Source organism: Enterococcus sp. SMC-9 (assembly GCF_021011285.1).
GTDB lineage: Bacteria > Bacillota > Bacilli > Lactobacillales > Enterococcaceae > Enterococcus_C > Enterococcus_C montenegrensis.
Map to the genome: position 1 here is coordinate 265,001 of NZ_JAILYE010000002.1, position 24,271 is coordinate 289,271.

21 protein-coding genes and 1 riboswitch are annotated in these 24,271 nt (G+C 37.0%); of the genes, 7 read left to right on the forward strand and 14 right to left on the reverse strand.

The window, feature by feature from the left end:
* Positions 1–120: 120 nt before the first annotated feature.
* Positions 121–221: riboswitch (TPP riboswitch) on the reverse strand.
* 137 nt (positions 222–358) lie between these two features.
* The 8 genes from K4422_RS04030 to K4422_RS04065 all read right to left on the reverse strand — a co-directional run bounded on the left by K4422_RS04030 (position 359) and on the right by K4422_RS04065 (position 12,160).
* Positions 359–1,411 carry an AbrB family transcriptional regulator gene (locus K4422_RS04030; protein WP_230709315.1) on the reverse strand — a complete coding sequence of 351 codons (1,053 nt, stop codon included), beginning with the start codon at positions 1,409–1,411 and terminating at the stop codon, positions 359–361.
* A gap of 385 nt (positions 1,412–1,796) precedes the next feature.
* Positions 1,797–3,779 (reverse strand): glutaminase domain-containing protein, encoded by a 1,983-nt coding sequence (locus K4422_RS04035; protein ID WP_230709316.1) that lies wholly within the window; start codon positions 3,777–3,779, stop codon positions 1,797–1,799.
* 82 nt (positions 3,780–3,861) lie between these two features.
* The gene (locus K4422_RS04040; protein ID WP_230709317.1) at positions 3,862–5,970 is read right to left on the reverse strand and encodes a GH92 family glycosyl hydrolase; all 2,109 of its coding nucleotides are present in this window, start codon (positions 5,968–5,970) and stop codon (positions 3,862–3,864) included.
* 30 nt (positions 5,971–6,000) lie between these two features.
* Positions 6,001–6,630, reverse strand: a complete 630-nt coding sequence (locus K4422_RS04045) for a YesL family protein (RefSeq protein WP_230709319.1) — start codon at positions 6,628–6,630, stop codon at positions 6,001–6,003.
* A gap of 5 nt (positions 6,631–6,635) precedes the next feature.
* Entirely contained in the window at positions 6,636–7,538 is a 903-nt protein-coding gene (locus K4422_RS04050) for a carbohydrate ABC transporter permease (RefSeq protein WP_206902514.1), read from the reverse strand.
* Between the two features lie 18 nt (positions 7,539–7,556).
* Positions 7,557–8,534, reverse strand: coding sequence for an ABC transporter permease (locus tag K4422_RS04055; RefSeq protein WP_230709321.1), 978 nt, complete (start codon positions 8,532–8,534; stop codon positions 7,557–7,559).
* Between the two features lie 150 nt (positions 8,535–8,684).
* The gene (locus K4422_RS04060; protein WP_206902512.1) at positions 8,685–10,262 is read right to left on the reverse strand and encodes an ABC transporter substrate-binding protein; all 1,578 of its coding nucleotides are present in this window, start codon (positions 10,260–10,262) and stop codon (positions 8,685–8,687) included.
* A 68-nt stretch (positions 10,263–10,330) separates the two neighbouring features.
* Positions 10,331–12,160, reverse strand: coding sequence for a glycoside hydrolase family 2 protein (locus tag K4422_RS04065; RefSeq protein WP_230709323.1), 1,830 nt, complete (start codon positions 12,158–12,160; stop codon positions 10,331–10,333).
* Positions 12,161–12,402: 242 nt separating this feature from the next.
* Between K4422_RS04065 and K4422_RS04070 the strand changes: the two genes are divergently transcribed.
* The gene (locus tag K4422_RS04070) at positions 12,403–13,308 is read left to right on the forward strand and encodes an ArsR/SmtB family transcription factor (RefSeq protein ID WP_206902510.1); all 906 of its coding nucleotides are present in this window, start codon (positions 12,403–12,405) and stop codon (positions 13,306–13,308) included.
* 293 nt (positions 13,309–13,601) lie between these two features.
* On the opposite strand, the gene K4422_RS04075 is transcribed toward K4422_RS04070, so the two are convergent.
* The 4 genes from K4422_RS04075 to K4422_RS04090 are packed head-to-tail and all read right to left on the reverse strand — an operon-like array spanning position 13,602 to position 17,417.
* Positions 13,602–14,675 carry an ABC transporter substrate-binding protein gene (locus tag K4422_RS04075; RefSeq protein WP_230709325.1) on the reverse strand — a complete coding sequence of 358 codons (1,074 nt, stop codon included), beginning with the start codon at positions 14,673–14,675 and terminating at the stop codon, positions 13,602–13,604.
* Entirely contained in the window at positions 14,672–15,511 is an 840-nt protein-coding gene (locus K4422_RS04080; RefSeq protein WP_206902508.1) for an ABC transporter permease, read from the reverse strand. The genes K4422_RS04075 and K4422_RS04080 overlap by 4 nt, the downstream gene beginning before the upstream one ends.
* A complete protein-coding gene (locus tag K4422_RS04085; protein ID WP_206902507.1) occupies positions 15,508–16,317 on the reverse strand; it encodes an ABC transporter permease in 810 nt (269 codons plus the stop codon). Before K4422_RS04085 ends, K4422_RS04080 begins: the two co-directional genes overlap by 4 nt.
* A gap of 11 nt (positions 16,318–16,328) precedes the next feature.
* Positions 16,329–17,417, reverse strand: a complete 1,089-nt coding sequence (locus tag K4422_RS04090) for an ABC transporter ATP-binding protein (protein ID WP_206902506.1) — start codon at positions 17,415–17,417, stop codon at positions 16,329–16,331.
* 398 nt (positions 17,418–17,815) lie between these two features.
* On the opposite strand from K4422_RS04090, the gene K4422_RS04095 reads away from it, so the two are divergent.
* From K4422_RS04095 to K4422_RS04110, 4 genes are read left to right on the forward strand one after another with little or no spacing between them, the layout of a single operon-like run.
* On the forward strand, positions 17,816–18,799 hold the full coding sequence (locus tag K4422_RS04095) for a YhdH/YhfP family quinone oxidoreductase (protein ID WP_230709328.1): 984 nt from the start codon (positions 17,816–17,818) through the stop codon (positions 18,797–18,799).
* Between the two features lie 12 nt (positions 18,800–18,811).
* Positions 18,812–19,570, forward strand: coding sequence for a phosphopantothenate--cysteine ligase (gene coaB, locus K4422_RS04100; RefSeq protein ID WP_230709330.1), 759 nt, complete (start codon positions 18,812–18,814; stop codon positions 19,568–19,570).
* Positions 19,571–19,585: 15 nt separating this feature from the next.
* Entirely contained in the window at positions 19,586–20,143 is a 558-nt protein-coding gene (coaC, locus tag K4422_RS04105) for a phosphopantothenoylcysteine decarboxylase (RefSeq protein ID WP_230709332.1), read from the forward strand.
* Positions 20,143–20,796, forward strand: coding sequence for an ECF transporter S component (locus tag K4422_RS04110; protein WP_206902502.1), 654 nt, complete (start codon positions 20,143–20,145; stop codon positions 20,794–20,796). The genes coaC and K4422_RS04110 overlap by 1 nt, the downstream gene beginning before the upstream one ends.
* Positions 20,797–20,908: 112 nt before the next feature.
* Here K4422_RS04110 and murB read toward each other — a convergent pair whose 3' ends face one another.
* Positions 20,909–21,808, reverse strand: a complete 900-nt coding sequence (murB, locus tag K4422_RS04115) for a UDP-N-acetylmuramate dehydrogenase (protein ID WP_230709334.1) — start codon at positions 21,806–21,808, stop codon at positions 20,909–20,911.
* Between the two features lie 78 nt (positions 21,809–21,886).
* Positions 21,887–22,786: a Gfo/Idh/MocA family protein gene (locus K4422_RS04120; protein ID WP_230709336.1), complete on the reverse strand. Its 900-nt coding sequence runs from the start codon at positions 22,784–22,786 to the stop codon at positions 21,887–21,889.
* Positions 22,787–22,877: 91 nt separating this feature from the next.
* Between K4422_RS04120 and K4422_RS04125 the strand changes: the two genes are divergently transcribed.
* The gene (locus tag K4422_RS04125) at positions 22,878–23,633 is read left to right on the forward strand and encodes an exodeoxyribonuclease III (RefSeq protein WP_230709338.1); all 756 of its coding nucleotides are present in this window, start codon (positions 22,878–22,880) and stop codon (positions 23,631–23,633) included.
* A gap of 78 nt (positions 23,634–23,711) precedes the next feature.
* On the forward strand, positions 23,712–24,245 hold the full coding sequence (locus K4422_RS04130; RefSeq protein WP_206902499.1) for a 3'-5' exonuclease: 534 nt from the start codon (positions 23,712–23,714) through the stop codon (positions 24,243–24,245).
* The last annotated feature ends 26 nt before the right edge of the window (positions 24,246–24,271 follow it).

Below are 24,271 nucleotides of genomic sequence, written 5' to 3' on the forward strand. Positions count from 1 at the left end.
TTTTGTTCTTTATTCAAACTCTAGTCTTTGAGAACAAAAAAATCTCAGTATCATAAGACGATACTGAGACAAAAGTTATATTATTCAACTGTACAAAAGTCCGTGATGACCTACTTTGCACACCAAAATAAACTCCTTACCTACGTCAGCATTATCTGAATCAGGTTAACGGGTCGAAGTCGAACTTCCTCTCAGCCATTACAGCTCCCCACATATTCGGTTGCACTTAAATTAACAAAGAAAAATAGATTGGTCAAGTTTTTTGGTAGAAAGTACTTAAATGCGATTTTATTCTCCTCCAAACAGTGAACCAAAAAAATTTTTACACGGCACATTTCCATCGTGCTAATTTCAGGTGTTACGTAAGCCAGCGAACAATATTGGGTAAAACGATGATGGTGTACAAGGTGCGACAAATTTGAATACCCGCAATTTTAGGCATGTCGCCACCTAATTCCCCCGCAATTAAGGAAATATCTGTCGCCCCAGCTGGAGAAGAAGCAAATAATGCTGACTTTAAATCTAAAATTCCTTTTTTAGATACAAGGTAACCAAACAATACATTTATCATTAAGTAGCTTCCTAATAATAAAAGTGCCGGAATAAATAAGCGACTCATTTCTTTTAAACTATCTTGTGTAAAGGTACTGCCGATGATTGTCCCAGCAAAAATTTGGGCAATGTAGCGAATATTCGTGTTTAGTTGCGCAGTATTTTTTATTATTTTCAAAATACTGGAAAAAATTAACGAAAACATTAACGCCCCCGCCGGTATATGAAGGGATAAACCAATCAATCCTCCAATACTTGCGATAATCAAAATAAGACCGTCATTGACAATAAAATCACTTGTACCAAAAGGTAGCTGTGTGACAATTTTCTTAGCCTCCGATGATTTTAAAGTATCTTCTTTTCTTTGAAAGCGATCAAGCAGCAGCTTAATCCAGTATGGAAGAATAAGCAGCATCCCGACTAATCGCACCAGTTGCATCGTTGCGACTATCTCAGCTTGCGCGCCCATATCGATACTAATCAAAGACACATCCATAATTCCTCCGGGCATACAGGAAAGTAAGGCCGTAATTAAATCAATTGAGAAAAAAGTATGAATTAAAAAACCGACAATAAACATATTCAGCGTAAATAAGGTCATCAAAAACACGATCGATTTTGCCAATTTAGGAAAATTAAGCAAGTCATTTTTCGTTACCTGTTGCCCGATATATGCACCACTAATTATTTGGGCAAAAGTTTTTAGATTATTTGGCATATACATTTGCGCAGAAAAGATTGCAAATAAAGCGACCGCCAACATGCTGCCGGTCATAAAAGGAGCGGGTAATTTTATCTTCCTTGCTATTAGACCTCCTACCATGCCGACAATCAAAGTTTCTATTATTTTTACAATCATTTATAAACCTGCTTTCTAAAAATATGTCACAATTAAAACTGGGCTTACCATTACGTTTACTTGCCAAATAAGAATAATTTCTATTTCTCTTAGTAGCTACTTAGACAGCTTGCCTTAGATAAATTTATGGCTGCAAAAAAGGCGACTTCAAACATGAGATTTCACTTTATAAAAAATCTTTAGTCCAATTGTGCAACAGTGAGCAAAAATATATCACTTTGAATTTTACTCTTTCTTTTTTACTTTGTGGTTGGCAAATTTAAAAAGAACACGAAAAAAACAAAATAAAAAAAGGAAATATGACTTTTATTTATTTGTCATTTTATTTTCAAGCAAAACAAAAAGCTGAGCAAAACATCAGGTGGACGTTTTACTCAGCTTTTACTTATACCTTAACTAAGTTTTTAACTAGTGCTTGTTTTAACAGTGGCATAAACATGGCCCCCACCACTGTTCTATTTTTAAAGTTCATGACCTTGGCATTTTTCGTATCATACCAATCAGAAAATGGAACGCGATTTGGCGTATTTTCTAAATAGTGGCGCACAGGTTGAATGATTTTTTCCATTTCTTCTTCGTTTTGGGCAAAAATTGAAATCCACATAATCCAGTCTGCTTTAGTATAATCCGCCCGTTCATCCAGTGGGATACCAAATTCATTTGCCTCTGCTAAATATTTCTTAATTTCTTTTTCCATTAGTTGTGCTGGAAATAAGCCAAGCTCAAATAAGTTGTCCCAAACAATATTGTATTTCATACTCCAACTGTCTGGTCTGTCAAAAGAAAGCGGTGTATGTTCCCCATTTGCTATCGCCGTCTTTTGCCAAATAGTGGCCATTTCTTTTGCACGTTTTGAATAAAGTACCCCTTCTTTTTCATACCCTGCTGCTAGCAGTGCTTTGCCAAACATTGCAAGTGCAGTAATCGCTTTTAATGATAAATTACAATTATGTGCCAAATGTCCGGCAAAATCATCCGTGCATAGTTGATTTTCTGGATCCTGACCAAAAGTTGCTAAATAATCGGCCCAACGTAAATTCGTTTTTAAATGCTGATTAAAAAATTGATCGTCTCCATCTCGCAAATAAATTGCAGCTGCCATGGCCAACATATTGCCGCTTTCTTCTATCGGCATTTGCTGCTCATAATGGTACACATTTTGCCCTACTGGTAATTGATAATAATCATAAACTGTGCCGTAAGCGCCACGATCTGGCCAACCTTCATCGCCTTGGTTGGTTATCTCTCCATAAACTTGTCCTGTTGCATATGGATAACGCCCTACATCATGTGGGGCAAAATCGAACTCCCAAACTGGCAAAGCAGCAAATTTATAAACAGGACGTAGCATTCCTTTGGCTAATTCTGTTTGATAAAGTAAATAAAGCGGTAGTGAAGGATAGCTGATATCTACTGTCCCAATGCATCCATTTGAACTACATTCTTTGGATAAAAAGACAATTTTCCCTTGTTCATCACGAATTAATTTGTGGGCACAAATTGACTGCCGATAACTAAATGCGGTAATAAAGTCCAATGTTTTCCCACCAGAAGTTATGGACGCTTGTTGAATTTTGTCATCGATTTTTTGGCAGTTTGCTAACCGTGTGGGTAAATTTATCAAGTAATTTTGCAACAAGTCATACATGCCGCTGTAATTTTCTTTCCACAAAGCATTGCATGCTGTGCCAAAATAATTGATCGCATGAATATCATCATAGGCCGCTAAAATGGTAGTTGCTTGGCTGGATTGAATCGGAAAATGAGCTAGTAGCATTTCACGCTGTTTTTGATACGTAATTGCAAGACTACTAGGAGCCGCTAGATACAGATAACCCCAATCAATATCAATCAGATCGCCGGTTGAATCTAATGGTGTTTGACGTCTTTTCCCCATCCAAACCATTTTCTCATCATCAGTCGTAATTTTGTGCCAGTGAAGTGGTTCTTGTGTTTTATCGCGACAGATTTCTTCTGAAAATGCAAAAGTAATTGCGGCTTTTTCACCATTTTTCACGTCCGCTTTAACTGTGATCATCGTTACCGGTTCACTGATTTTTTGTAAATCCTGTAAGTCCAAATCGACCGAAAAAGTCAGCTCTAAATGAACTACTTCATTTGCAAACGTGTATTTTGTTTGGGTTGCTGTTACTTCTAGGTCTTGTTGGGCAATAGCAGGAATAAGATCATCTGCTCCCATAAAACGATACGTAGCATCCCCTATTTGAATATAGCCCCGCACAGGTTGTTCTTTACCGGTCCAACTTTGCGTGTCACAATCAGTTAAACGATCGGCTGGAGACCAAATTGAAAAATAAGGGTCGCTTAAAATCAGAGGAATTGAAGCTCCTCGGTTTACTTTTGTCATCTTCTACTAACTCCATTTCTACATCTAAAATCATTCTTTTAAACTTTTTTATTTATTCTTAGCTTGTTGTCTGCACCATTCTTTAGCGGATGCTAGCTGGCACAGTTTCATCAAAACATTTTGAATTCGGCACCATTCCTAATTCAAAGTTAAAATCTTTTCCCTTAATTAACTCATCATGAGCAATCACACACGTTTTAAAATCCGCTTTATTTTCTGTAATACGATGGATAAATTGCTGTTGCGGATAGTTTAATGTCGTTGTAATTTTGACCTTATTTCCATTAGCCAAATGAATAATGGCTTCATCAAAGTTTGGCATCCCGATTAGATATTCACCGCTTCCTGGACAAAATGGATAAAAGCCTAATGCATTGAAAATATACCAAGAGGCCATGCTACCATTGTCTTCATCCCCAGGATAGCCTTTAAAATCTGCAGAGAATAACCGATTGATCGCTTGTTTTAAAAGTGGCTGTGCAAAATACGGTTTGTTTATGAAGTGGAACAAGTAAGGCAAGTGGAAACTTGGTTGATTGCCCACATTAATCTGGCCAAAACCATTAACTTCCATCTCTGCCATTTCATGAATCACATGACCATAGCCTTCCACTGTATACTCTTGCGGTGTATTGGCGAGCGTTACTAAAATTTCTTCAAAAGCCGCTTTTCCACCATACAATGCGATTAAACCCGCAATATCATGATTAACAGCAAATGTTGATTGCCACGCTGAACCTTCTGTATAGTCACCACCCCAAGAAAAAGGGCTGAAATTTTCTTTAAACTGTCCTTGGCGATCTTTTGCTACCATGAACTTATCTTCAACTGAAAATAAGTTTTGATAGCGTGTAGATTGTGTCATGAAAATTTCGGCTGTTTCATTTTCACCTAATTTTTCGGCAACTTTAGCAATACAGTAGTCACTATAGCTGTAATCCAAAGTATGGTTGACAGATTCGTGTAAATCTGATGGTACATAACCATACGTATTGTACTCGTCGGCATAAGAACGTCCTTGCCTACGATTTTTTTCTTGTTGATTTGCAGAATGCAGCATTCCATTTAAAAATTCTGGCATTAATTTGGCCGCAATATCTTTTACAGCCGCATCTGCAATAACCGCGTCAATATAATTTCCTGGCATGCCCCCAGAATCTTCAGGTGCCAACCATTTTGGCAGATAGCCACTTTCTCGATAACTATTTAAGAAGCCCGCCAATATTTTTTCATATTCGTCTAATTCAATTAAAGAAAATAAGGGGTAAACACTTCTGGCTGTATCCCAAAAACCATTATTCATGTATAAATAACCTGGCTTTACTTCATCAGCATAAGCATCTCGATGAAGTGGTTGATTATTTTCATCAAACTCGTATAAGCGTTGTGGGTATAAAAAAGTACGATACAAGTTATGGTAGAAGGTTTTCACCTTTTCTTTATCTTGATCAGATACCTTAATTTTAGCCAGTTTCTCGTTCCAAAGGCTTGTTACTTGTTGCAACTGTACTGATTTTTCTGTTTGAGGCAGATTTTTTTTGGCAAATTCAGCAGAAATAAATGAAGTCCCGACACGTAATTCAATTTCTTTTGCATCGGCAAAGCAAATTTCATAAACGCCGTCTTTTTCACTAAAATGGGTGATTTCCTCACTCACTTCAATACGGAAATAAAATTTCAACGGCGTAGTACGATGAACGTGTAACTGCATAGAATAACCTTCGATTAAATGCCCTTGTGCTTTTGTAATTTTCCCATCAGTTGGAAAACTAATCATAACACCTTTGTTATTTTGCGGTGAGTCCATGGTTAGAATGGCACCATAATCAGATGGGATCAAAGTTGTATCTAATTGATTGTTAGGTTGCTTGATTTTTAAATAATTAGGATGAAAATCAGATTGCTGTGGTGCATAAGGTACTACAACCAAGCCTTTTGTGTTTTTAGTAAACGGTAAAATTCGTAAAGAGCAAAAATCACCTTTTGTTCCTGCCCACATCGTAGGTTGATGTGATAGACGAAATCCGCGATAATGCATTGCTTCAGGATGAAACCACCAGTTGTCTTCATGGGTTTCAATGGCAAAATAATTCATGCCAAATGGCACACCGGTGAAGGGAAAACAGTTTCCACGGGATAACTCAAAAGAATTGCTGGTCCCATGGCGGGTGTCGATTTGATTAATATCCATCTAGAGACTCCTTTAAATTTACGTTCGTTTTTAGCGATTGGCTTGTGCAAAATCACTTAAATTAATATTTTTTTCTAACCGTTCAAATTTTTTCAACATAATAAGACTCATTCCGTAAGCAGGTAATGCAACGCCGATAAAAAGAATCAGAAGCGGACTAATGGCAAATAACAAACTAACGATTACAAAAATCACCGCCATATAGATGACTTCCAAAGGACAAATCAGTAAAAACAGCATCGGCTGCAAAATCGTTTTTACGCCTCTTACATCAAAGTGAACAAAGATTGGGAAAAACATTGCGACACCTAAAATCAAAAGCAAGCGGGTCGCTTTAATCGCAATTTCTAATAACAGATTTCCTGCGCCTGCATTAGCTAAGACGATCGTTTCACCTAAGAAGAATAATGCAATAGCGGTAAATACGGCACTAAATAGTAGACTACGGCGGAAATTCTCGCCATAATATGTTTTGAACATTTGAAACAAATGATTTTCTGATTCATAACGAATTTGTTGTCGCATACAAGCATACAGTGCAATCGTTGCTGGAATAATCCCCAGCACGACGCCCCCTAAAAGCGTAAATAACAGCCACAATCCATTTAATTTCATTAAATAGTAAATTCGATTAAAAACTTCATAAATTTTATTAACCACTTTTCTTACCCCTTTATAGCTCCGACTAAAATACCTTTTTCAAAATACTTGGCAACAATTGGATAAAACAGTAACACTGGTAACGTAGAGACAATAACCACACTGTATTTCAATGTTAGTTTCAACATCATTAATTCCGCCTGAGCACTTCCTACCAAGGTTTGGTTCACGTCATCACCAAATTGTCCTTGTATCAAAATTTCTCGCAAAATCAATTGTAATGGGAAGCGCGCCCGATCGCGTAAATAGATCATGGCATCAAAGTAAGAATTCCAGCGTCCTACCCCATTAAACATTGCGATGACCACAATGATTGGTGTTGAAAGTGGCAGTACGATTTTATATAAAAGCTGCAAATCATTAGCGCCATCCATATAAGCACTTTCCACTAATTCAGAAGGAATATTTTGTTGGAAATAAGTTCGCATTAAAATCATGTTGTAAACGCCCACAGCACCCGGCAAAATCATTACCCACAACGTATTGATGATACCTAATCGTTGGTTGACCAAATACGTTGGAATTAAGCCACCACCAAAGAACATTGTAATTGTGAAAAATAAAGTCAGCATTGAGCGTCCGCGTAAATCTTTCCGGGAAAGTGGATACGCACCTAATGTTGTAACTACAACACTTACCAATGTTCCTAACCCTGTATAAATAACAGCATTTTTAAAACCGACTAAGATGTCTTTATTTTTTAAAATTTCAGTGTAGCCTTTAACATTAAATCCACGGGGCCAAAGTAATAGTGGCACTTCGTAAATTTTATTAGGATTACTAAAAGAAGCATTTACTACAAAAACAATCGGGTATAACAAAATTAAAGTCAGCAATGTAATGATTACAATATTGACGATATCAAAAACTTTATCTGATTTTGTTGAGATGTATCGCATTTTTTCCATTTTGCTCTTTCCGCCTTCCTACCACAAACTATTTTCGCCAGTTTTTTGTGCAATCTTGTTGACGACAAAAAGCATGATGAAATTGACGATATTATTAAACAACCCAACTGCAGCAGAAAAACTATACTCACCGTTAATCAAACCGACTTTATATGTATAAGTCGACAATACTTCTGAAGTAGCCAGATTCGATGCATTTTGCAATAAATACGCTTTTTCAAAACCAACTGACATCACGCTACCTGTTGCTAAAATTGCAGAAATCACAATAGTTGGCATAATTGCCGGAATTGTGATATTGCGAATACATTGCATCCGTGTTGCCCCTTCAAGATACGCCGCTTCGTATTGATCTTGGGGTACACCAGACATTGCTGCTGTATAAATCAACGTTCCCCAGCCGACACCTTGCCAAATCCCAGACCAAACATAAACATGCGGAAACCACTTCGCATCACCTAAAAAATCAATTGGCTTCATGTGTAGAGAAGTTAAAATTTGATTGATGGAACCTTGTTCAGAAAAAAAGAAGGTAACCATTCCGATAACAACTACGACTGAAATAAAGTTGGGAATATATGAAACTGTTTGAACAGTCGATTTGAACCATTTCCGCTTAATCTCGTTAAACATTAACGCCAAAATGATTGGCAACGGAATACCTACTAATAAACTATAAAAACTAACGCGAATTGTATTAACAATAATTTCTAAGAAGAAATAAGAATCAAAGAACCGCTGGAAATGTTTTAACCCTACCCAAGGGCTTCCCCAAATACCAAAAGCCGGTGAATAATCTTTAAAAGCAATCACAACACCATACATCGGCCAATAATTCCAAATTAGAACGAATAACACAGGAATGACCAGCATAATATATAACCACTTGTGCTTTTTCATATCGAATAACAATTTATTTAAAGCCTCCATCGGTACAACGAATAACGCATTAAGCCATTTATGCTTTTTCATATCGAATAATAATTTTTCTACCATCTATTATTCTTCCTTTCTCCTTGTTTTATTAAACTGTTCAGCGCAGCATCTTAATCCTAAGCTGATTGGTTCAATAAAACATTTTGTCATAAAGAACCAGGCTTAAAGCTTCTTGTAGTATTTTGCTTTAAGCCTGGACAAAAGTTTTATCTATTCTTTGTCATAACGTTCATATTGCGTACGGCGAATTTCAAGTAATTTATCTGAGCCGATTTTTTTCAGCTGTTTCACATATTTATCCCAATCATTTGTAAAGTTCCATTCACCTGTCACAAACTTCACCCGAGATTGTTCAACATAGTTGTTCATATCTGTCATGATTGTTGATAGCTGACCAGACTCTTCTGGTGTTGGCATTACTGGTGATAACATTTTTTCTGGCATAACTTCTTCATTAAAATCGTCGTATTGAATTGGTTCTAACCCTTGTGCGATATCGCGGTTGGCTTGATCTGGATTTAAATATGGGTAGCCACCACCGTAAACATTATCTAGATATTGGTATGCGCCTAATTGTGCCCCTTTATCGTAATTCAAAATCTTATCCACATAGACGTTTTTATCCCCAACTTTATGGTAAGTAACGTCCTCTTCGCCTAAATAGCCAAAGTCAGATCCTTCTTGACTGTACCAGTAATCTGTCCATTCTAATAATTTGCCTGGATCTTTACAATCTTTGGTAATAACTAAACCTGAAGTTCCCACTGGTCCGTTAATAACGAGACTTTTATCTCCTTCAGGCCCTGCGATAATATTAATTGGTGTATATTTATCTTGAACGGAACCTCCGATAAATTCTGGGCTCACCCAAGTCCAAAGACCAACTGTATTATTGGCTGCATCTGCACGCCATTTATCACCATCAGCACCCGCAAAAGAATTCTTAGACATTAAACCATTTTGGTAAAGGTCTGCTTCATATTTCCAAACATCTTTCATCCGATCGCTGTTTAATGTTAATTGCATTGAACCATCTTTTTCATAATAAACAGAAGACTCGATCCCTGTTCTTCCGCCTGTTCCCATACCGTAAGCGGCCATCAATAGTTTTTCAAAACTATTTGGTAGTTCACCGCTATTCATGTACCAACCTTGTTCGTCAGCTTTGCCATTACCATTTGGATCTTTTGTAACAAATTGTGTTAACACTTCTTTTAATTCTTCTGTTGTACGTGGTTTTTCAAGTCCTAATTTATCCAACCATTCTTGGTTAATATAGTATCTAAATGTTAAGCCCATGATTTGTGGATCAATCGACAATTCTGGTAGGAAATAAATATGACCGTCTGGTGCAGTAATACTTTTACGAATTTCAGGGTGTTCTTCCATTAATTTATTAAAGTTTGGTGCATGCTTTTCAATTAAATCTTCAATTGGCTGAAACATTCCTTGCCCGCCATATTTTACTAACTCATCAGATGTCCAATAAACTTGGTAAAAGGCATCAGGTAATTTTGATTCTGATAAAAGTAAATTTTTCTTTTCATTAATATCTTTTGTTTCCTGCCAAGTAATTGGCACACCAGTCTTCTTCTCATACTCTTTCCACATCCAAAGATCCTTATTTTTTGGATGATCAGCACTGTGATCTGGACTTAATAACGTGAACCCTTTACTATCACCTGCTTTGTCCTCTGAGCTTGCATTTCCAGAACCGCAAGCGCTAAGTGATAATAATGCAACCGCTGATAATGTTAATCCCAATAAAGATGTCTTCCATTTCTTCATATCTATTCCTCCAAAAATAAATAAAATTGCTAGCTTCTCTTACAAGAAACTGCGAATTAATGCCCTGTTTAAAAATTATTCTCTATTTTCATCTCGCTAAAATTAATGCGACGCTCATTGATTTCTTTAACTTTTGTCAAATCCACTTTGTCTTTACGATCTGCTGTTAACAACCCATTTACTTCCTGCTCAACATCTGTTAGCTGGGTGTAACAAAAACCTGTAATATACGGAATACTTTGGATTGCTGCATGAATTTTTTCAAAGCGTCCCATGAATTCGGTTTCATTTTTGACTTGATTACCATACCCCCACTGATCTTCACTATCGGCAGTAAATGCAATACCGCCAAATTCGCTAATCATGATAGGTTGTCCCTTATATGAAAAGCCCTTAGCAAAGGCGAACCAGCCGTCATTAAATTGGATTTCATTATTAATAATTTTTTCTTTATTTGAATAACCATGGGTCGCAAAATCTTGTTGATCGGAATAGCGTTTAGCAAATGCTAAGCCAGTTTCTTCATAATCGTGTAAGGTTAAAATATCTGAAATCGTATGTTCCCATCCATCATTTGTAATAACAGGACGATTGGGATCAATTGCTTTTGTCAAATGGTAAATTCCTTCGGTGAAATGTTGTGGACGCGCATGTTCATTAACACCTTTTATTCCCCAACTTTCATTAAAAGGTACCCAAGTAATAACTGCTGGGTGATTGTAGTGTTGCTTCACAATTTCTAACCATTCTTTTGTAAACTGTGCAATCGCAATATCATTAAAGACATAAGTCGATGGCATCTCTGCCCAGACAAGAATTCCTTTTTCATCACACAGATATAAAAAGCGCTCATCTTCAATTTTTTGATGTTTGCGTAATCCGTTATAGCCCATTGCACTTATTTTTTCTAAATCTTTTTCCAACGCTGCAACTGATGGTGGCGTAATACCCGATTCAGGCCAATAGCCCTGATCTAGAATCAAGCGTTGGTATAATTGACGATTATTCAATAAAATTTGTCCATTTTCGATGCTAAGTTTTCGCATACCGAAATAGCTGTATACTTCATCTATTAACTCGCCAGTTTGCGTGTATAAACGCACAGTTAAATCATATAAGTTAGGCGTATGTGGGCTCCAACGCTGTGTACCTGAGTCTGCATTTTCTTTGACCCGGGTATCTAAGGTAAAGTTGCTCCCATTGTGATGAAATAATCCCTTATGATAACTTATTAATTCACCTTTAAAACTTGCCTCGGCTTCGATGTAGTAACTTTTACTTTCTGGCAAAACAGCGGCGTCTTTTAATTCCACTTCTACTTTTAATAAATCTAAATCCAATTCTGGTGTTAATTTTAAATAATTTATCCGCTGCTCACCGGCTTCTTCTAACCAAACTGATTTCCAAATGCCAGTTGTTTGAACGTACCAGCATCCGAAATTATCTTTTAGCCAGCGCTGCTTTCCTCTTGGCTGTTCACAAGAAAGTGAATCTTCAACGCGTAATGTAATCGTATTTGTCCCTTTGGTTAAATAAGGTTGCAAATCAAAAGAAAATCGCTCGTAACCACCCTTATGTGTTCCAAGTAAATGTCCGTTTAGCCATACCTGCGTTTGAAAATCCACACCTTCGAAATAAAGGACCTGATTTTCATCATTATCATTTTCAAACGTGCGTTGGTACCAAACAATCTTGTGGTGAGACGTATCGTGTATACCACTCAATTCCGTCTCATATGTAAACGGAACCAAAATTTTGTATGCTGCAGGTAATACTTTGAACCAATTTTCTATTAGGCCGATATTGTTATCATCAAAGGCAAAATCCCATTTTCCATCTAAACTTTGCCATTTCTTTCTTATCAGCTGTGGTCGCGGATGTTCTTTCCTGTTTAACATGCTTACCTCCAAAAATTCTTTGGTCTATTTTCAAAAAACATTATTGACCTTTTGGTTAACAAAGACTTATAATAACATTACTATTTAACTTATCGGTCAACACACAAAATAATAACAGCGTTTTCACAGAGCGTCAATGCCGTTCTATCAACCTTAACTATTTTAACCAATTAGTAAAACAACTTATAAAATTACAATTATTACTAGAGTTATACTTAACAAAAAAGTAAAGGAGCTTTTCTATGATTATTGATACATCGACAAAATCACTCCCCGTTTTACAAGCCTTAGCAAACGAAACGCGACTGGGAATTGTAAATCAACTAGCGACTGGCGAAATGAATATTGGTGAAATTGCCAAAGCCCTCGCCATTTCAAATGCCATCACAACGCGTCACGTCCAACAATTAGAAGATGCTGGTGTTGTAAAGACGCGTCGTTGTCCAGGTAAATTTGGTTTGCAAAAAATCGTTGCCTTAGCGATTGATCAAATTGGCATTGAATTTCCGGAAAAAATTTTTCCAGAATACCGACACTACCATGCTGACGTAAAAGTGGGACATTTTACCGACTACCACGCGGAGCCAACTTGTGGTCTAGCCTCAGAAGAAGGGCATATCGGTATGGCCGATCAGCCTCGTTCTTTTCTTGATAGTCAACGCGTCAACGCACAATTAGTTTGGACTGGAAAAGGTTTTTTAGAATATAAAATTCCTAACCTCGTTCAAGTTGATGATCACCTTGAATTATTAGATATTAGTTTTGAAATCGCATCTGAATTTCCGATTTCTAATAATACTTGGCCAAGTGACGTTACGTATTATATCAACGGAAAGAAATTGGGCAGCGACACTGTCCGAGGCAATTATGCCGATGTTCGTGGGCGCCTAACCCCAACTTGGTGGCCCGATACTTGTAGTCAATATGGTGAATTAAAACATATCCGGATTAATCAATATGACACAAGTATTGATGGCGTCCCTACGACAGATTTAAATATTAATGACTTAGCACTTAAAGGAACCGATTATTTTACATTGCGCATTGCTTCAGAAGAAAATATGGAGCATGTAGGCGGTTTAACCCTCTTTGGCGAAAAGTGGGGCAACCACGAACAAAGTATAAAAGTTTTAACCTATGTAAGTTAACCTGAAGCATATGCCGGCTGATAATAACAAAGAAACGTTATTTTTAGATAATGCAAATACGGATATTATCTTTCGTAAAATTGTTTTATGATAACAAAAAAAATTTTTTTTACTGAAATTTTGAAGGAAAAAGCTTTTCTTAATCAAATTCTCCGCTATTTCAAAATGATATATACCATTTAAAAAATTATTTTTTTCTTTCTATTTTGTTATTTAAAATTCACTAAAGAAGCGACCAGTTAAAAGCTAGCCTAATGATCTAGCTTTTAACTGGTCGCTTCTAAGGTTACCTATTATTTACGATACATCTTAAGTTCCAAGAATAAGTCGTTATAAATTCCCAAATATTCTTTGCCTAAATCTTGATAGACTTCTAAATGGTCTAACATTTGATCGGTGGGATAAAATTGTTTGTCTCCGGTAATAGATTTAGGTAAAAGCTTCATAGCTTCTTTATTGGGAGTGGCGTAGCCAATGTATTCGGCATTTTGTGCAGCATTTTCTGGGCGTAACATAAAGTTAATAAAATCATAAGCGCCTGCTTTATTTTTGGCAGTTTTAGGAATTACGATATTGTCAAACCATAAGTTAGAACCTTCTGCTGGAATAACATAATGAAGATGTGGATTTTCCGCCATCATATCAGCAGCTTCACCAGAAAAGGTCACTGCTACCATACTTTCTTCATTGGCCATATAAATTTTAATTTCATCGGCCACAATGGCTTTGATATTAGGCGTTAAGCCTTTTAATTTTTCAACTGCTTCATTAAGCTGTTGATTGTTTTTACTGTTTAAAGAATACCCTAAGCTATTCAAACCTAAGCCGATGACTTCTCTAGCACCATCAATCATCATAATGTTATCACGAAATTTATCATTCCATAAATCCCGCCAATATTTTAAATCATCTGCCTTAACAAACTTATCATTATAAACAATTCCCAAGGTGCCCCAAAAATAAGGAATGGAATATTTATTATTGGGATCAAAACTTTGATTTAAAAAATCTTCATGAATATTATTCAAGCCTTTTATTTTACTATGATCTAGCGGTAAAACAAGGTTCTCTTGAATCATTTTTTGGATCATGTATTCACTTGGAATCGTGATGTCATAAGCTGTTCCCCCTTGTTGAATCTTGGTGAACATGGCTTCATTTGAATCAAAAGTTTCATAATTTACTTTATAACCAGTTTCTTTTTCAAATTTTTTCAACAAATCCGGATCAATATAATCGCCCCAGTTGTAAATATTTAATACTTTGGCTCCGGCCATGCCACTGGCGTGTTCCAAGCGATTAACGGCAAAAAGTAAAACTAAAATGACAGCGATAATTCCAATAAAAAGTGACTGTAGTTTTTTCATCGTAGTTCTGGCACCTCCACTTTCTTGCGGCGGTTTTTGCCTTTTTTGGAATGATTGTCTTTGCTGATAAAGTAATACCCGATAACCAAGACCATTGAAAAAATAAAGACTAAAGTGCTTAAAGCGTTGATTTCAAGGCTAATCCCCTGTCTTGCCCGTGAATAAATCTCCACAGAAAGCGTGGTAAAGCCATTACCTGTGACAAAGAAAGTTACTGCAAAATCATCTAATGAATAGGTAAAGGCCATAAAATATCCGGCGATAATTCCTGGGGATAAATAAGGTAGAATAATATTTTGCATGACTTGGATATTATTAGCCCCCAAATCCCTTGCAGCATCTACCATCGAATCATTCATCTCTTTGAGTTTTGGCAACACCATCAACACGACAATCGGGATAGAAAACGCAATATGAGATAGCAACACGCTGAAAAAGCCTAAACTAAAACTTTTAAAAATATTGCCTAGTAACGTAAACAAAATCAAAAAACTGGCACCAATAATAACATCTGGTGAAACTAATAAAATATTATTTGCGCTTAAAAAGGCATTGCGCCAACGTCTTTTTTTGGTGTAATAGATGCCTAATGCACCAAAAGTACCGATTAAAGTTGCCAGTAGCGCTGATAAAAACGCCAACATAAACGTGTTGAGAACAATAATAATCAAGCGTGTATCTGCAAACACAGCCTGATAGTGCTGCAAACTAAAACCAGTAAAACTATTCATGGTTTCCCCAGCATTAAAGGAGTAAAAAATCAGATAAAAGATGGGAATGTACAAAATGATAAAAACGAGAATCAAATAAAGATTCGACCAACGGATTTTTTTCATTTTTTCACGCCTCCTTTACGCTTTTCTCCGGTTAAGCTCATGACGATAAACATCGCAATAATCAAAATCACGCCAATAGTTGAACCCATCCCCCAGTTTTGTGTAACAAGGAAATGTTGTTCAATGGCAGTCCCTAGCGTGATTACACGATTGCCACCAATTAAACGCGTTAACATGAATAATGAAAGTGACGGAATAAAGACAGCTTGCACGCCACTTTTTACCCCGTTCATGGAAAGGGGCAAAATAACACGGCGGAAGGTCTCAAAACTATTAGCTCCTAAGTCGCGACTAGCAAAAACCAACGATGGATTGATTTCTTCTAAAGCGTTAAAAATCGGTAAAATCATAAATGGCAATTCAATATACGTTGCAACCACTAAAAAACTAAAATCTGTAAATAAAATTTGTTCAGGTCCAATACCAAACAACCCGAGGAAATTGTTAATACCACCGTGGACACCAAAAATCCCGATAAAAGCATAGGCTTTTAATAATAAATTAATCCAAGTGGGTAGAATAATTAACAACAACCAGAGATCTTTATGTTGCAACTTGGTCAGAAAATATGCAGTCGGATAACTAATTAATAAGGTAAAAAGTGTGATTAAAAAGGCATACCATACTGAATTTAAGGTCATGGTTAAATACTTGCCAGAACCAAGGTAGGTCTCATAATTAACTAAAGAAAAATTGCCATTCATATCAAAAAAAGACTGATAAATAATTAATAAAACGGGTGCAATGACAAAAAGCAACAGCCAGATATAATACGGTACGGAGTAAAAACGTCGTAATTTAGTCACTGTCTTTCCTCCTATTCATCGTAACTTTCTAAACGGGCATCAAAATCAGCTTCTGATTCATTAAAGCGCATAACGTGGATATCTTCTGGTTCAAAATACAGTCCAATTTGACTACCTTCTACAGCTTTTTTCGTAGAATGAACCATCCACTCATTTTCTTGTTCATCGTAACAGATGATCTCATAATGCACGCCCCGGAATAATTGCGTATCGACTTTAACAATCAACTTGCCTTTTTCCACGGAAGTTAATGACAAATCTTCTGGACGTAAAACGACTTCTACTGGTTCATTAGGTCGCATCCCACTATCGACACATTCAAATTTTTTGCCGACAAATTCCACCAGATTATCCTCAATCATCGTTCCTGACACAATATTACTTTCACCGACAAAATCGGCAACAAAATGGTTAATCGGTTCATCGTAAATATCAACTGGGGTTCCACTTTGCACGATTTTACCGCGATTCATAACAAAAATTTCATCACTCATGGCTAACGCTTCTTCTTGATCATGGGTGACAAAGATAAAAGTGATTCCTAAGCGTTGTTGCAATTCCCGCAATTCATATTGCATATCTGTTCGCAACTTCAAATCCAAAGCAGACAATGGTTCATCTAATAATAAAACTTTTGGTTCATTGACAATCGCTCTTGCGATGGCTACCCGTTGCCTTTGACCACCAGACATTTCACGAATTTCTCGTTTTTCATATCCTTTTAGTTGCACCAGACGCAAAGCTTCCATGACCCGTTTTTCAATTTGATCTTTGGAAACCTTCTTTATTTTTAGTCCAAAAGCCACATTATCAAAAACATTCATATGTGGAAATAAAGCATAATCTTGAAAAACTGTATTCACTTGGCGTTGATTCGCCGGAACATCATTAATTTTTTGGCCGTCAAAGAAAATATCTCCTTCAGTGGCATCTAAAAAGCCGGCAATAATCCGTAAAATTGTTGTTTTACCACAACCAGAAGGCCCTAAAAGGGTATAAAACTTGCCCTCCTCGATCTCAAAACTGACATTTTTTAATACCGTATCTTCATCGTCGTAACGTTTCGTCACATTTTTAAATGAGATGATGGATTTAGCCACTTTTTCTCCCCCTTTTACACTACAAAATTTTTGGTCATACTCATTAAGAATACTGATAAATTGACAAAAAACAAGACCTAATTAAATCATAGCAAAAACTTGCCAAAATGTATTATAATAACTATCCGCTAACAAGTGCTATTTCGGATTTTATGGGTCGAAAAAGTTTGATTTTTTTCATTACGATAAGTATTTTTTCATCGCTGAAAATTCCTTTAATCTAACCGAGAAAAACTAAAACTAGAAATCAGCTTACTTATGGTATGATAATAAAAATGACGAAGCCCAATTCCGTAACGATTCTTTATATGTATATGTATTTTTTTATTCGTTATAGTACATCTTTTTACTAGAATACGGCTCGTTTGGCTACGCTAGAAAAAAACCGGAGGCAAATTATGACAGAAAAATTTCAAGCATTTGTCGTTAACGAAAAAGACGGACAAGTTGACGCTACTTTAGTCCAACAAGATTTCACTACCCTCAACACTGAGGGTGTCATTGTTAAAGTTGCATACTCTTCCTTAAATTTTAAAGATGCTTTAGCAACACAAGCTAAAACTGGCGTTGTCCGAAGTTATCCCTTAACTTTAGGAATTGATTTAGCCGGAACTGTAGTTACAAGCAATGATAGTCGCTTTGTAAAAGGAGATGAAGTTCTTGCAACTGGTTATGGCTTAGGTGTATCTGCTCCTGGTGGTTTAAGCCACTATCAAAGTATCCCTGGCGACTGGTTGGTTCCTCTACCAGCGGGTTTATCTTTAAAAGAAAGTATGGTATACGGCACAGCGGGTTTTACCGCTGCACTCGCAGTAGAAAAAATCAATCAAAATATCGCTAAAAATAAGCAAGTACTTGTGACGGGAGCTTCTGGTGGTGTCGGTAGTATTGCAATTGCACTATTACACAAGTTAGGCTACGAAAAAATTGTCGCTGTCAGCAGAAAAGATGCTGCAACAGACTGGTTGAAAACTATCGGTGCAACAGAAGTTATCACGCCTGATGCCTTAATCCCAGAAAAAATACGTCCTTTAGCCAAACAACAATTTTCCGGTATCATCGATACAGTCGGTGGTGACCTTTTGGCTGCCCTTTTGCCACAACTTGACTATGAAGGTGTAGCAGCTTTGTGCGGCAACGCTTCAGGCATTAAACTGAACACGACGGTTTTACCTTTTATTTTACGTGGTATTAAAGTCTTTGGTATCGATTCAGTCAACCAACCCATGCCTATGCGACAAAAAATTTGGAACTTATTGGCTACCGATTGGAAAATTTCTTCACAGTTGAAAGTTCAAGAAGCCCCTCTTTACGATGTGGGAGCTATTACACAATCCTTGTTGGCTGGCAAGCACGAAGGCCGCAGTATTATTTCGATGTAAAAGGAGTTTATTATGCGCATTTTGATTACCGCTGGTGGTACATCTGAAAAAATTGACGATGTCCGCTCGATTTCAAACCATTCAAGTGGTCGTTTGGGTGTTGCAATTGCCGACGCGTTTAACGCTGAGGTGACCACAATCGACTACGTCACAACGAAAAATGCACAAAAGCCTGAAGGCGACCTAATTACGCTGCATTTTATTAATGACACAAAAGAGTTAGCAGACACGCTAACAAATTTATTAACAACACATTCCTATGATGCGGTTATTCACAGCATGGCCGTTAGTGATTTCACCCCTGCGACAAGTTTGTCTGAAGAGCAACTACAAACCGCTTTAACTGGATTACTCGCAAAAAATAATGGGGAAAGTATCTCGGCTGCAGTTTTAAAAAATTGGTTGGCAGAAATTGAATCCGATGCACACCAGGATAAGAAAATTTCTTCGGATACGGATCATTTGTTCTTAATTTTAAAGAAAAACCCTAAAGTAATTCACTTAATTAAAAAATTGCAGCCAGAAACACTATTAGTTGGCTTTAAGTTACTGGTTGACGTTAGCTTTAATGCCTTATTTGATGTAGCGATGAAAAGTATCCAAAAAAATAGTGCCGACTTTATCTTAGCTAACGATTTAACAGAAGTTGGTCCAAATGAACATCATGGTTATTTAATCGCCAAAGATGGCAGCTACACAGAAGCTGCTACCAAAAAAGAAATTGCACAGTTAATAAAACAAGCGATTACTACTGCAAGGAAAAATAAATAAAAGGAGCAAACTATTATGCGTCAAAAACATATCTTACTGGGCGTCTCTGCCAGCATATCTGCATACAAAGCTGCCGATTTAACCAATGAATTAACCAAACGCGGTTATGCCGTCGATGTTTTGATGACTCAAAACAGCACTAAATTTATTACGCCCCTCACGTTACAAACCTTATCAAAACGCCCGGTTCACACTGACGTTATGGTGGAACAGCGCGCGGATTTAGTCAATCATATTGCGCTTGCTAAGCGGGCGGATTTATTATTAATTGCACCAGCTACAGCAAATATTATTGGTAAACTTGCCAGCGGAATCGCAGATGACATGGTGACGACTGTAGCCATGGCCCTTGAAGTTAAAGTACCTAAATTAATTGCACCGGCAATGAATACTTACATGTATCAAAATCCAGTAACACAAAAAAATCTTGTCACATTAAAAGAGTTCGGGTATAAAGAAATAGAGCCTCGAGAAGCTTTACTAGCCTGTGGCGATTTTGGTCGCGGAGCTTTGGCAACCAATGAAACTATTGTCAAAGCTGTAGAAGCAACACTAAGCCAAAGGAGTTTATAATGAAAAACAGCAAAACTTTTGATCTTGTTTTAACTGCACTTTTTTTAGGCATCATGATTTTAATGAGCCTGGTACCCTTTTTAGGTTTTATTCCCATTGGTCCTTTAAATGCCACAATTTTACATGTGCCGGTTATTATCGGTTCCATTATTTTAGGACCGCGTTTGGGAGCTTTCCTTGGTTTTTCAATGGGCCTTATGAGTATCTATAATGCCACGACCAGACCTAATCCACTATCTTTTGTTTTCTCCCCTTTTATTAACGTGATTGGAACCAATCATGGGGATTGGAAAGCTTTGATTGTCGCGATTGTTCCTAGAATTTTAATCGGGGTTGTCCCATTTTTTGTTTATAAATATGGGCGTCGCCTTTTAAAAAATAAAGCCGATAGCGTTGCTTTATTTATAGCTGGTGTTAGTGGCGGACTGACCAATACTTTGTTGGTAATGAACTTCATTTATTTTCTCTTCCAAGAAAGCTATGGGACGTATGTTGGACAAAGCGGGCAAAGTCCTAACTTTTTATATGGTGCCATTTTAACTGTCATTTTCACACAGGGAATTCCAGAGTCAATTGTAGCCGGTGTCGTGACCGCAGCGGTTTGTGCTATTTTGTTACGCTTAACGAAGAAAAACCGCACCGAAATGTATTAACGAGCTGATTTTTTTAGCACGTCCTTACTCATGAGAACTACTTAGCAAATTTTTACTTATTACGACAAAAAAACTGGGCAAAAAGTTAGTTAACTTTTTGCCCAGTTTTTTGCTATTTTTCTTCACCAATAATGCGGACTTCTGTTTCCAAAGTCACGTCAAATTTTTCTTTGATTGTTTTTTGTATATATGCAATTAATTCCACATAGTCTGTTGCAGTGGCATTATCAATATTCACGATAAAGCCAGCGTGCTTTTCAGAAATTTGGGCCCCGCCCCATTTCAATCCTTGCAGACCAGCATCTTGAATTAATTTACCGGTAAAATGTCCGGCAGGTCGTTTAAAGACGCTTCCACAAGACGGATATTCCAACGGTTGCTTTGCCTGACGTAAAGCGGTCAATTCATCCATTCTTGCTTTAATTTCATCGTGATTTCCTTTTTTTAATTGGAAACGAGCATTCAAAATGATCGCACCTAAATCTTGTACGGCACTGTGACGATAGGAAAAATTCATCTCATTATGATCCAACGTCTTGATGATACCATCAGCAAACAAAACATCACAGCTTAAAAAGACATCTTTGATTTCTCCGTCGTAGGCACCGGCATTCATGAATACCGCCCCACCAATACTCCCAGGAATTCCACTAGCAAATTCAAAACCAGCCAAATTTTCTTTTAGAGCAGCGTAAGTCGTATCGATTAACTTTGCACCCGCTTGTGCTTCTACCACAGTATCTGTGACAGAAACTTTTGTCATCTGACTCAGCATTATGACTAAACCGCGAATGCCCCCGTCTCTAACAATTAAATTACTGGCATTGCCTAATACTAACCATGCAATATCCTCATTACGGCAATAATCTACCAAAGCTTTCGTTTCTTCCGTGCTTTTAGGAAACGCTAAAACATCAGCCGGTCCACCAGTTTTGGTAAACGTATAATTCATTAAAGGTTCATCTAGTAAAATACTAATTTCAGGAAAAGCTTGTTTAAATGCGTCTTTCATGAAAAATTTTCCTCTCTTTTAAAAACATCCCACTTATTTTAGCACGCAAAGGCATTTCTTGCCACCTAAGCTTCCTAATTAATTGCCATAGGTTGCTAAAAGTTCTGCACATAATTGGTGGCTCAAGAGAATCTTTTCCTGCGATAGGGGCTGTTTTTCTTTAACAGCAGTTAAAAATTGGGTTACGAGTGCTTCAAAGCCACGCTTAAATAACGTTGTTTGCCAATCATCACCACTTAACTGCAGCGTTCCTTGTTGTTTTAACTCGGTTAAGTTTGTTAAGTTTTCTAAAATCAATGTTTTACTTGGGCTCGTAACCTCATAACGTTCATAGTTTGCGCCACTTTTTAAATCCATGGTTAGCGTTGCACTCGTTGTTTCACTGGCTAGCAACATGGTAGCATATTCTAAATTATTCTGACTCACTTGTAAATTACCATAAACCAACCGCGGTGTTCCTGGCATTAAATAAACGGCTGTATCTACCAAATGTAAAAATAAATCATAAACTAAAAATTCCGGCGTGCCACTTCCGGCCAAACGATTTTTTTGCAAGTGGAGCTGTCGTTTTTCAGGTAAATCTTTTAGCAGGTTTACAAGTGGTGCATAGCGCCGATTAAATCCTAACATTAAAATCAAATTTTTAGCTGCTGCTAGCCGATAGAGTTCTTCTGTTTGTCGATAGTTTTCTGTTAATGGTTTATCGACAAAGACATGAATCCCGTTTTCTAAACACGTTTTCACTAAGTCGTAATGACTTTTAGTGGCACTATGAATCAAACAAGCTGTTATATTTTGAGCTAGTAATTGCTCCAAACTTTGATAAACATGCTGAAAACCAAAACGCGCTTGTAACTCTTCTCTAACCTTTTTATTGCGGGTTGCGAAATAAAATGTCGCTTCGTCTTGTTTTTTTAAATAAGTTGGCAAATAAGCTTTCTGGGCAATATTGCCAATTCCAATGACACCAATTTTCATTAAAACACTTCCTTTAGTGGCCTTTCCTTTCATCTTACACCATTTTTCGCTAAAATAAATAAGAATGTTTATTTGATAAGGAGGAAAAATTTTGAAATTAATCTCTTGGAATGTTAACGGCTTACGAGCTGTGATGAAAAAGAATTTTATGGATGTTATCGCAGAATTAGATGCAGATTTTTTCTGTCTACAAGAAACCAAGTTGCAAGCAGGACAAATTGAAATGGACTTACCCAATTATTATGAATATTGGAATTATGCTGAGAAAAAAGGGTATTCTGGTACAGCTATTTTTGCAAAAAAAGAAGCGTTAAATGTCAGTTATGGAATCGGCATTGATCACCATGATTTAGAAGGACGGGTTATTACGTTAGAATATCCCGAGTTTTACTTGGTAGATTGTTATACCCCCAACTCACAAAACGAATTAAAACGGCTTGATTATCGCATGACGTGGGAAGATGATTTTCGTAACTATTTAGTAAAATTGAATAAAACAAAACCCGTCATTTTATGTGGTGATTTAAACGTCGCCCATGAAAATATCGATTTAAAAAATTGGAAAACCAATCATAAAAATGCTGGCTTTACCAATGAAGAACGTGGCAAATTCACAGAGCTTTTAAACGCTGGTTTTATTGACAGCTTCCGCTACTTTTATCCTGAGCTTGAGGGCGTTTATTCTTGGTGGAGCTATCGTTTTAACGCCCGTAAAAATAATGCAGGTTGGCGTATCGACTATTTTGTAGTCTCCAAAGATCTAAAAGACAAAATGACTGACGCCAAAATTCATACTGAAATTTTTGGTAGTGACCACTGTCCAGTTGAATTGGATTTAAATTTTTAATTTGTTTTAAAAAGGCGACCAGGCGTTTGCTATTGTCGCCTTTTTTGTGCTACATTACACGAAGAAAGGGCGGGTAATATGAACTTTATTGCAATGGATTTTGAAACAGCCAATCACGAAAAACACAGTGCTTGTTCTTTGGCATTAGTCATGGTGCGCAACAGTAAAATCGTAGGGGAATACTATTCCTTAATTAAACCAGAAACACCTTTTTTCTGGCGCAATATTCAAATTCACGGGATTCATCCTGAAGATGTTGCAAATGCCCCCAAATTTCCCACCGTTTGGGAAGAAATTTCCCAATATTACAATCAAAACAGCCTGATTGTGGCCCACAACGCGCCTTTTGACAATGGCGTATTAGCCGGATGCTTAGATTATTACGGCTTAGAAAAACAACCTTATTTATCTTTATGCACAGCACGTTCTAGTCGTAAATTGTATCCGGAATTTCCCAATCATCGTTTAAATACCATGTGTGAAATGTTGGACATTACCTTAGAAAATCATCACGACGCTTTAGAAGACAGTCGCGCTTGTGCTGAGATTTTATTACGACAAGAAGCACAATTTGGCACCGATCCTTTAAAAAAAATGGTTACAATCAAATAGACGTGGCGTTTTCTTTGCAGCAACAA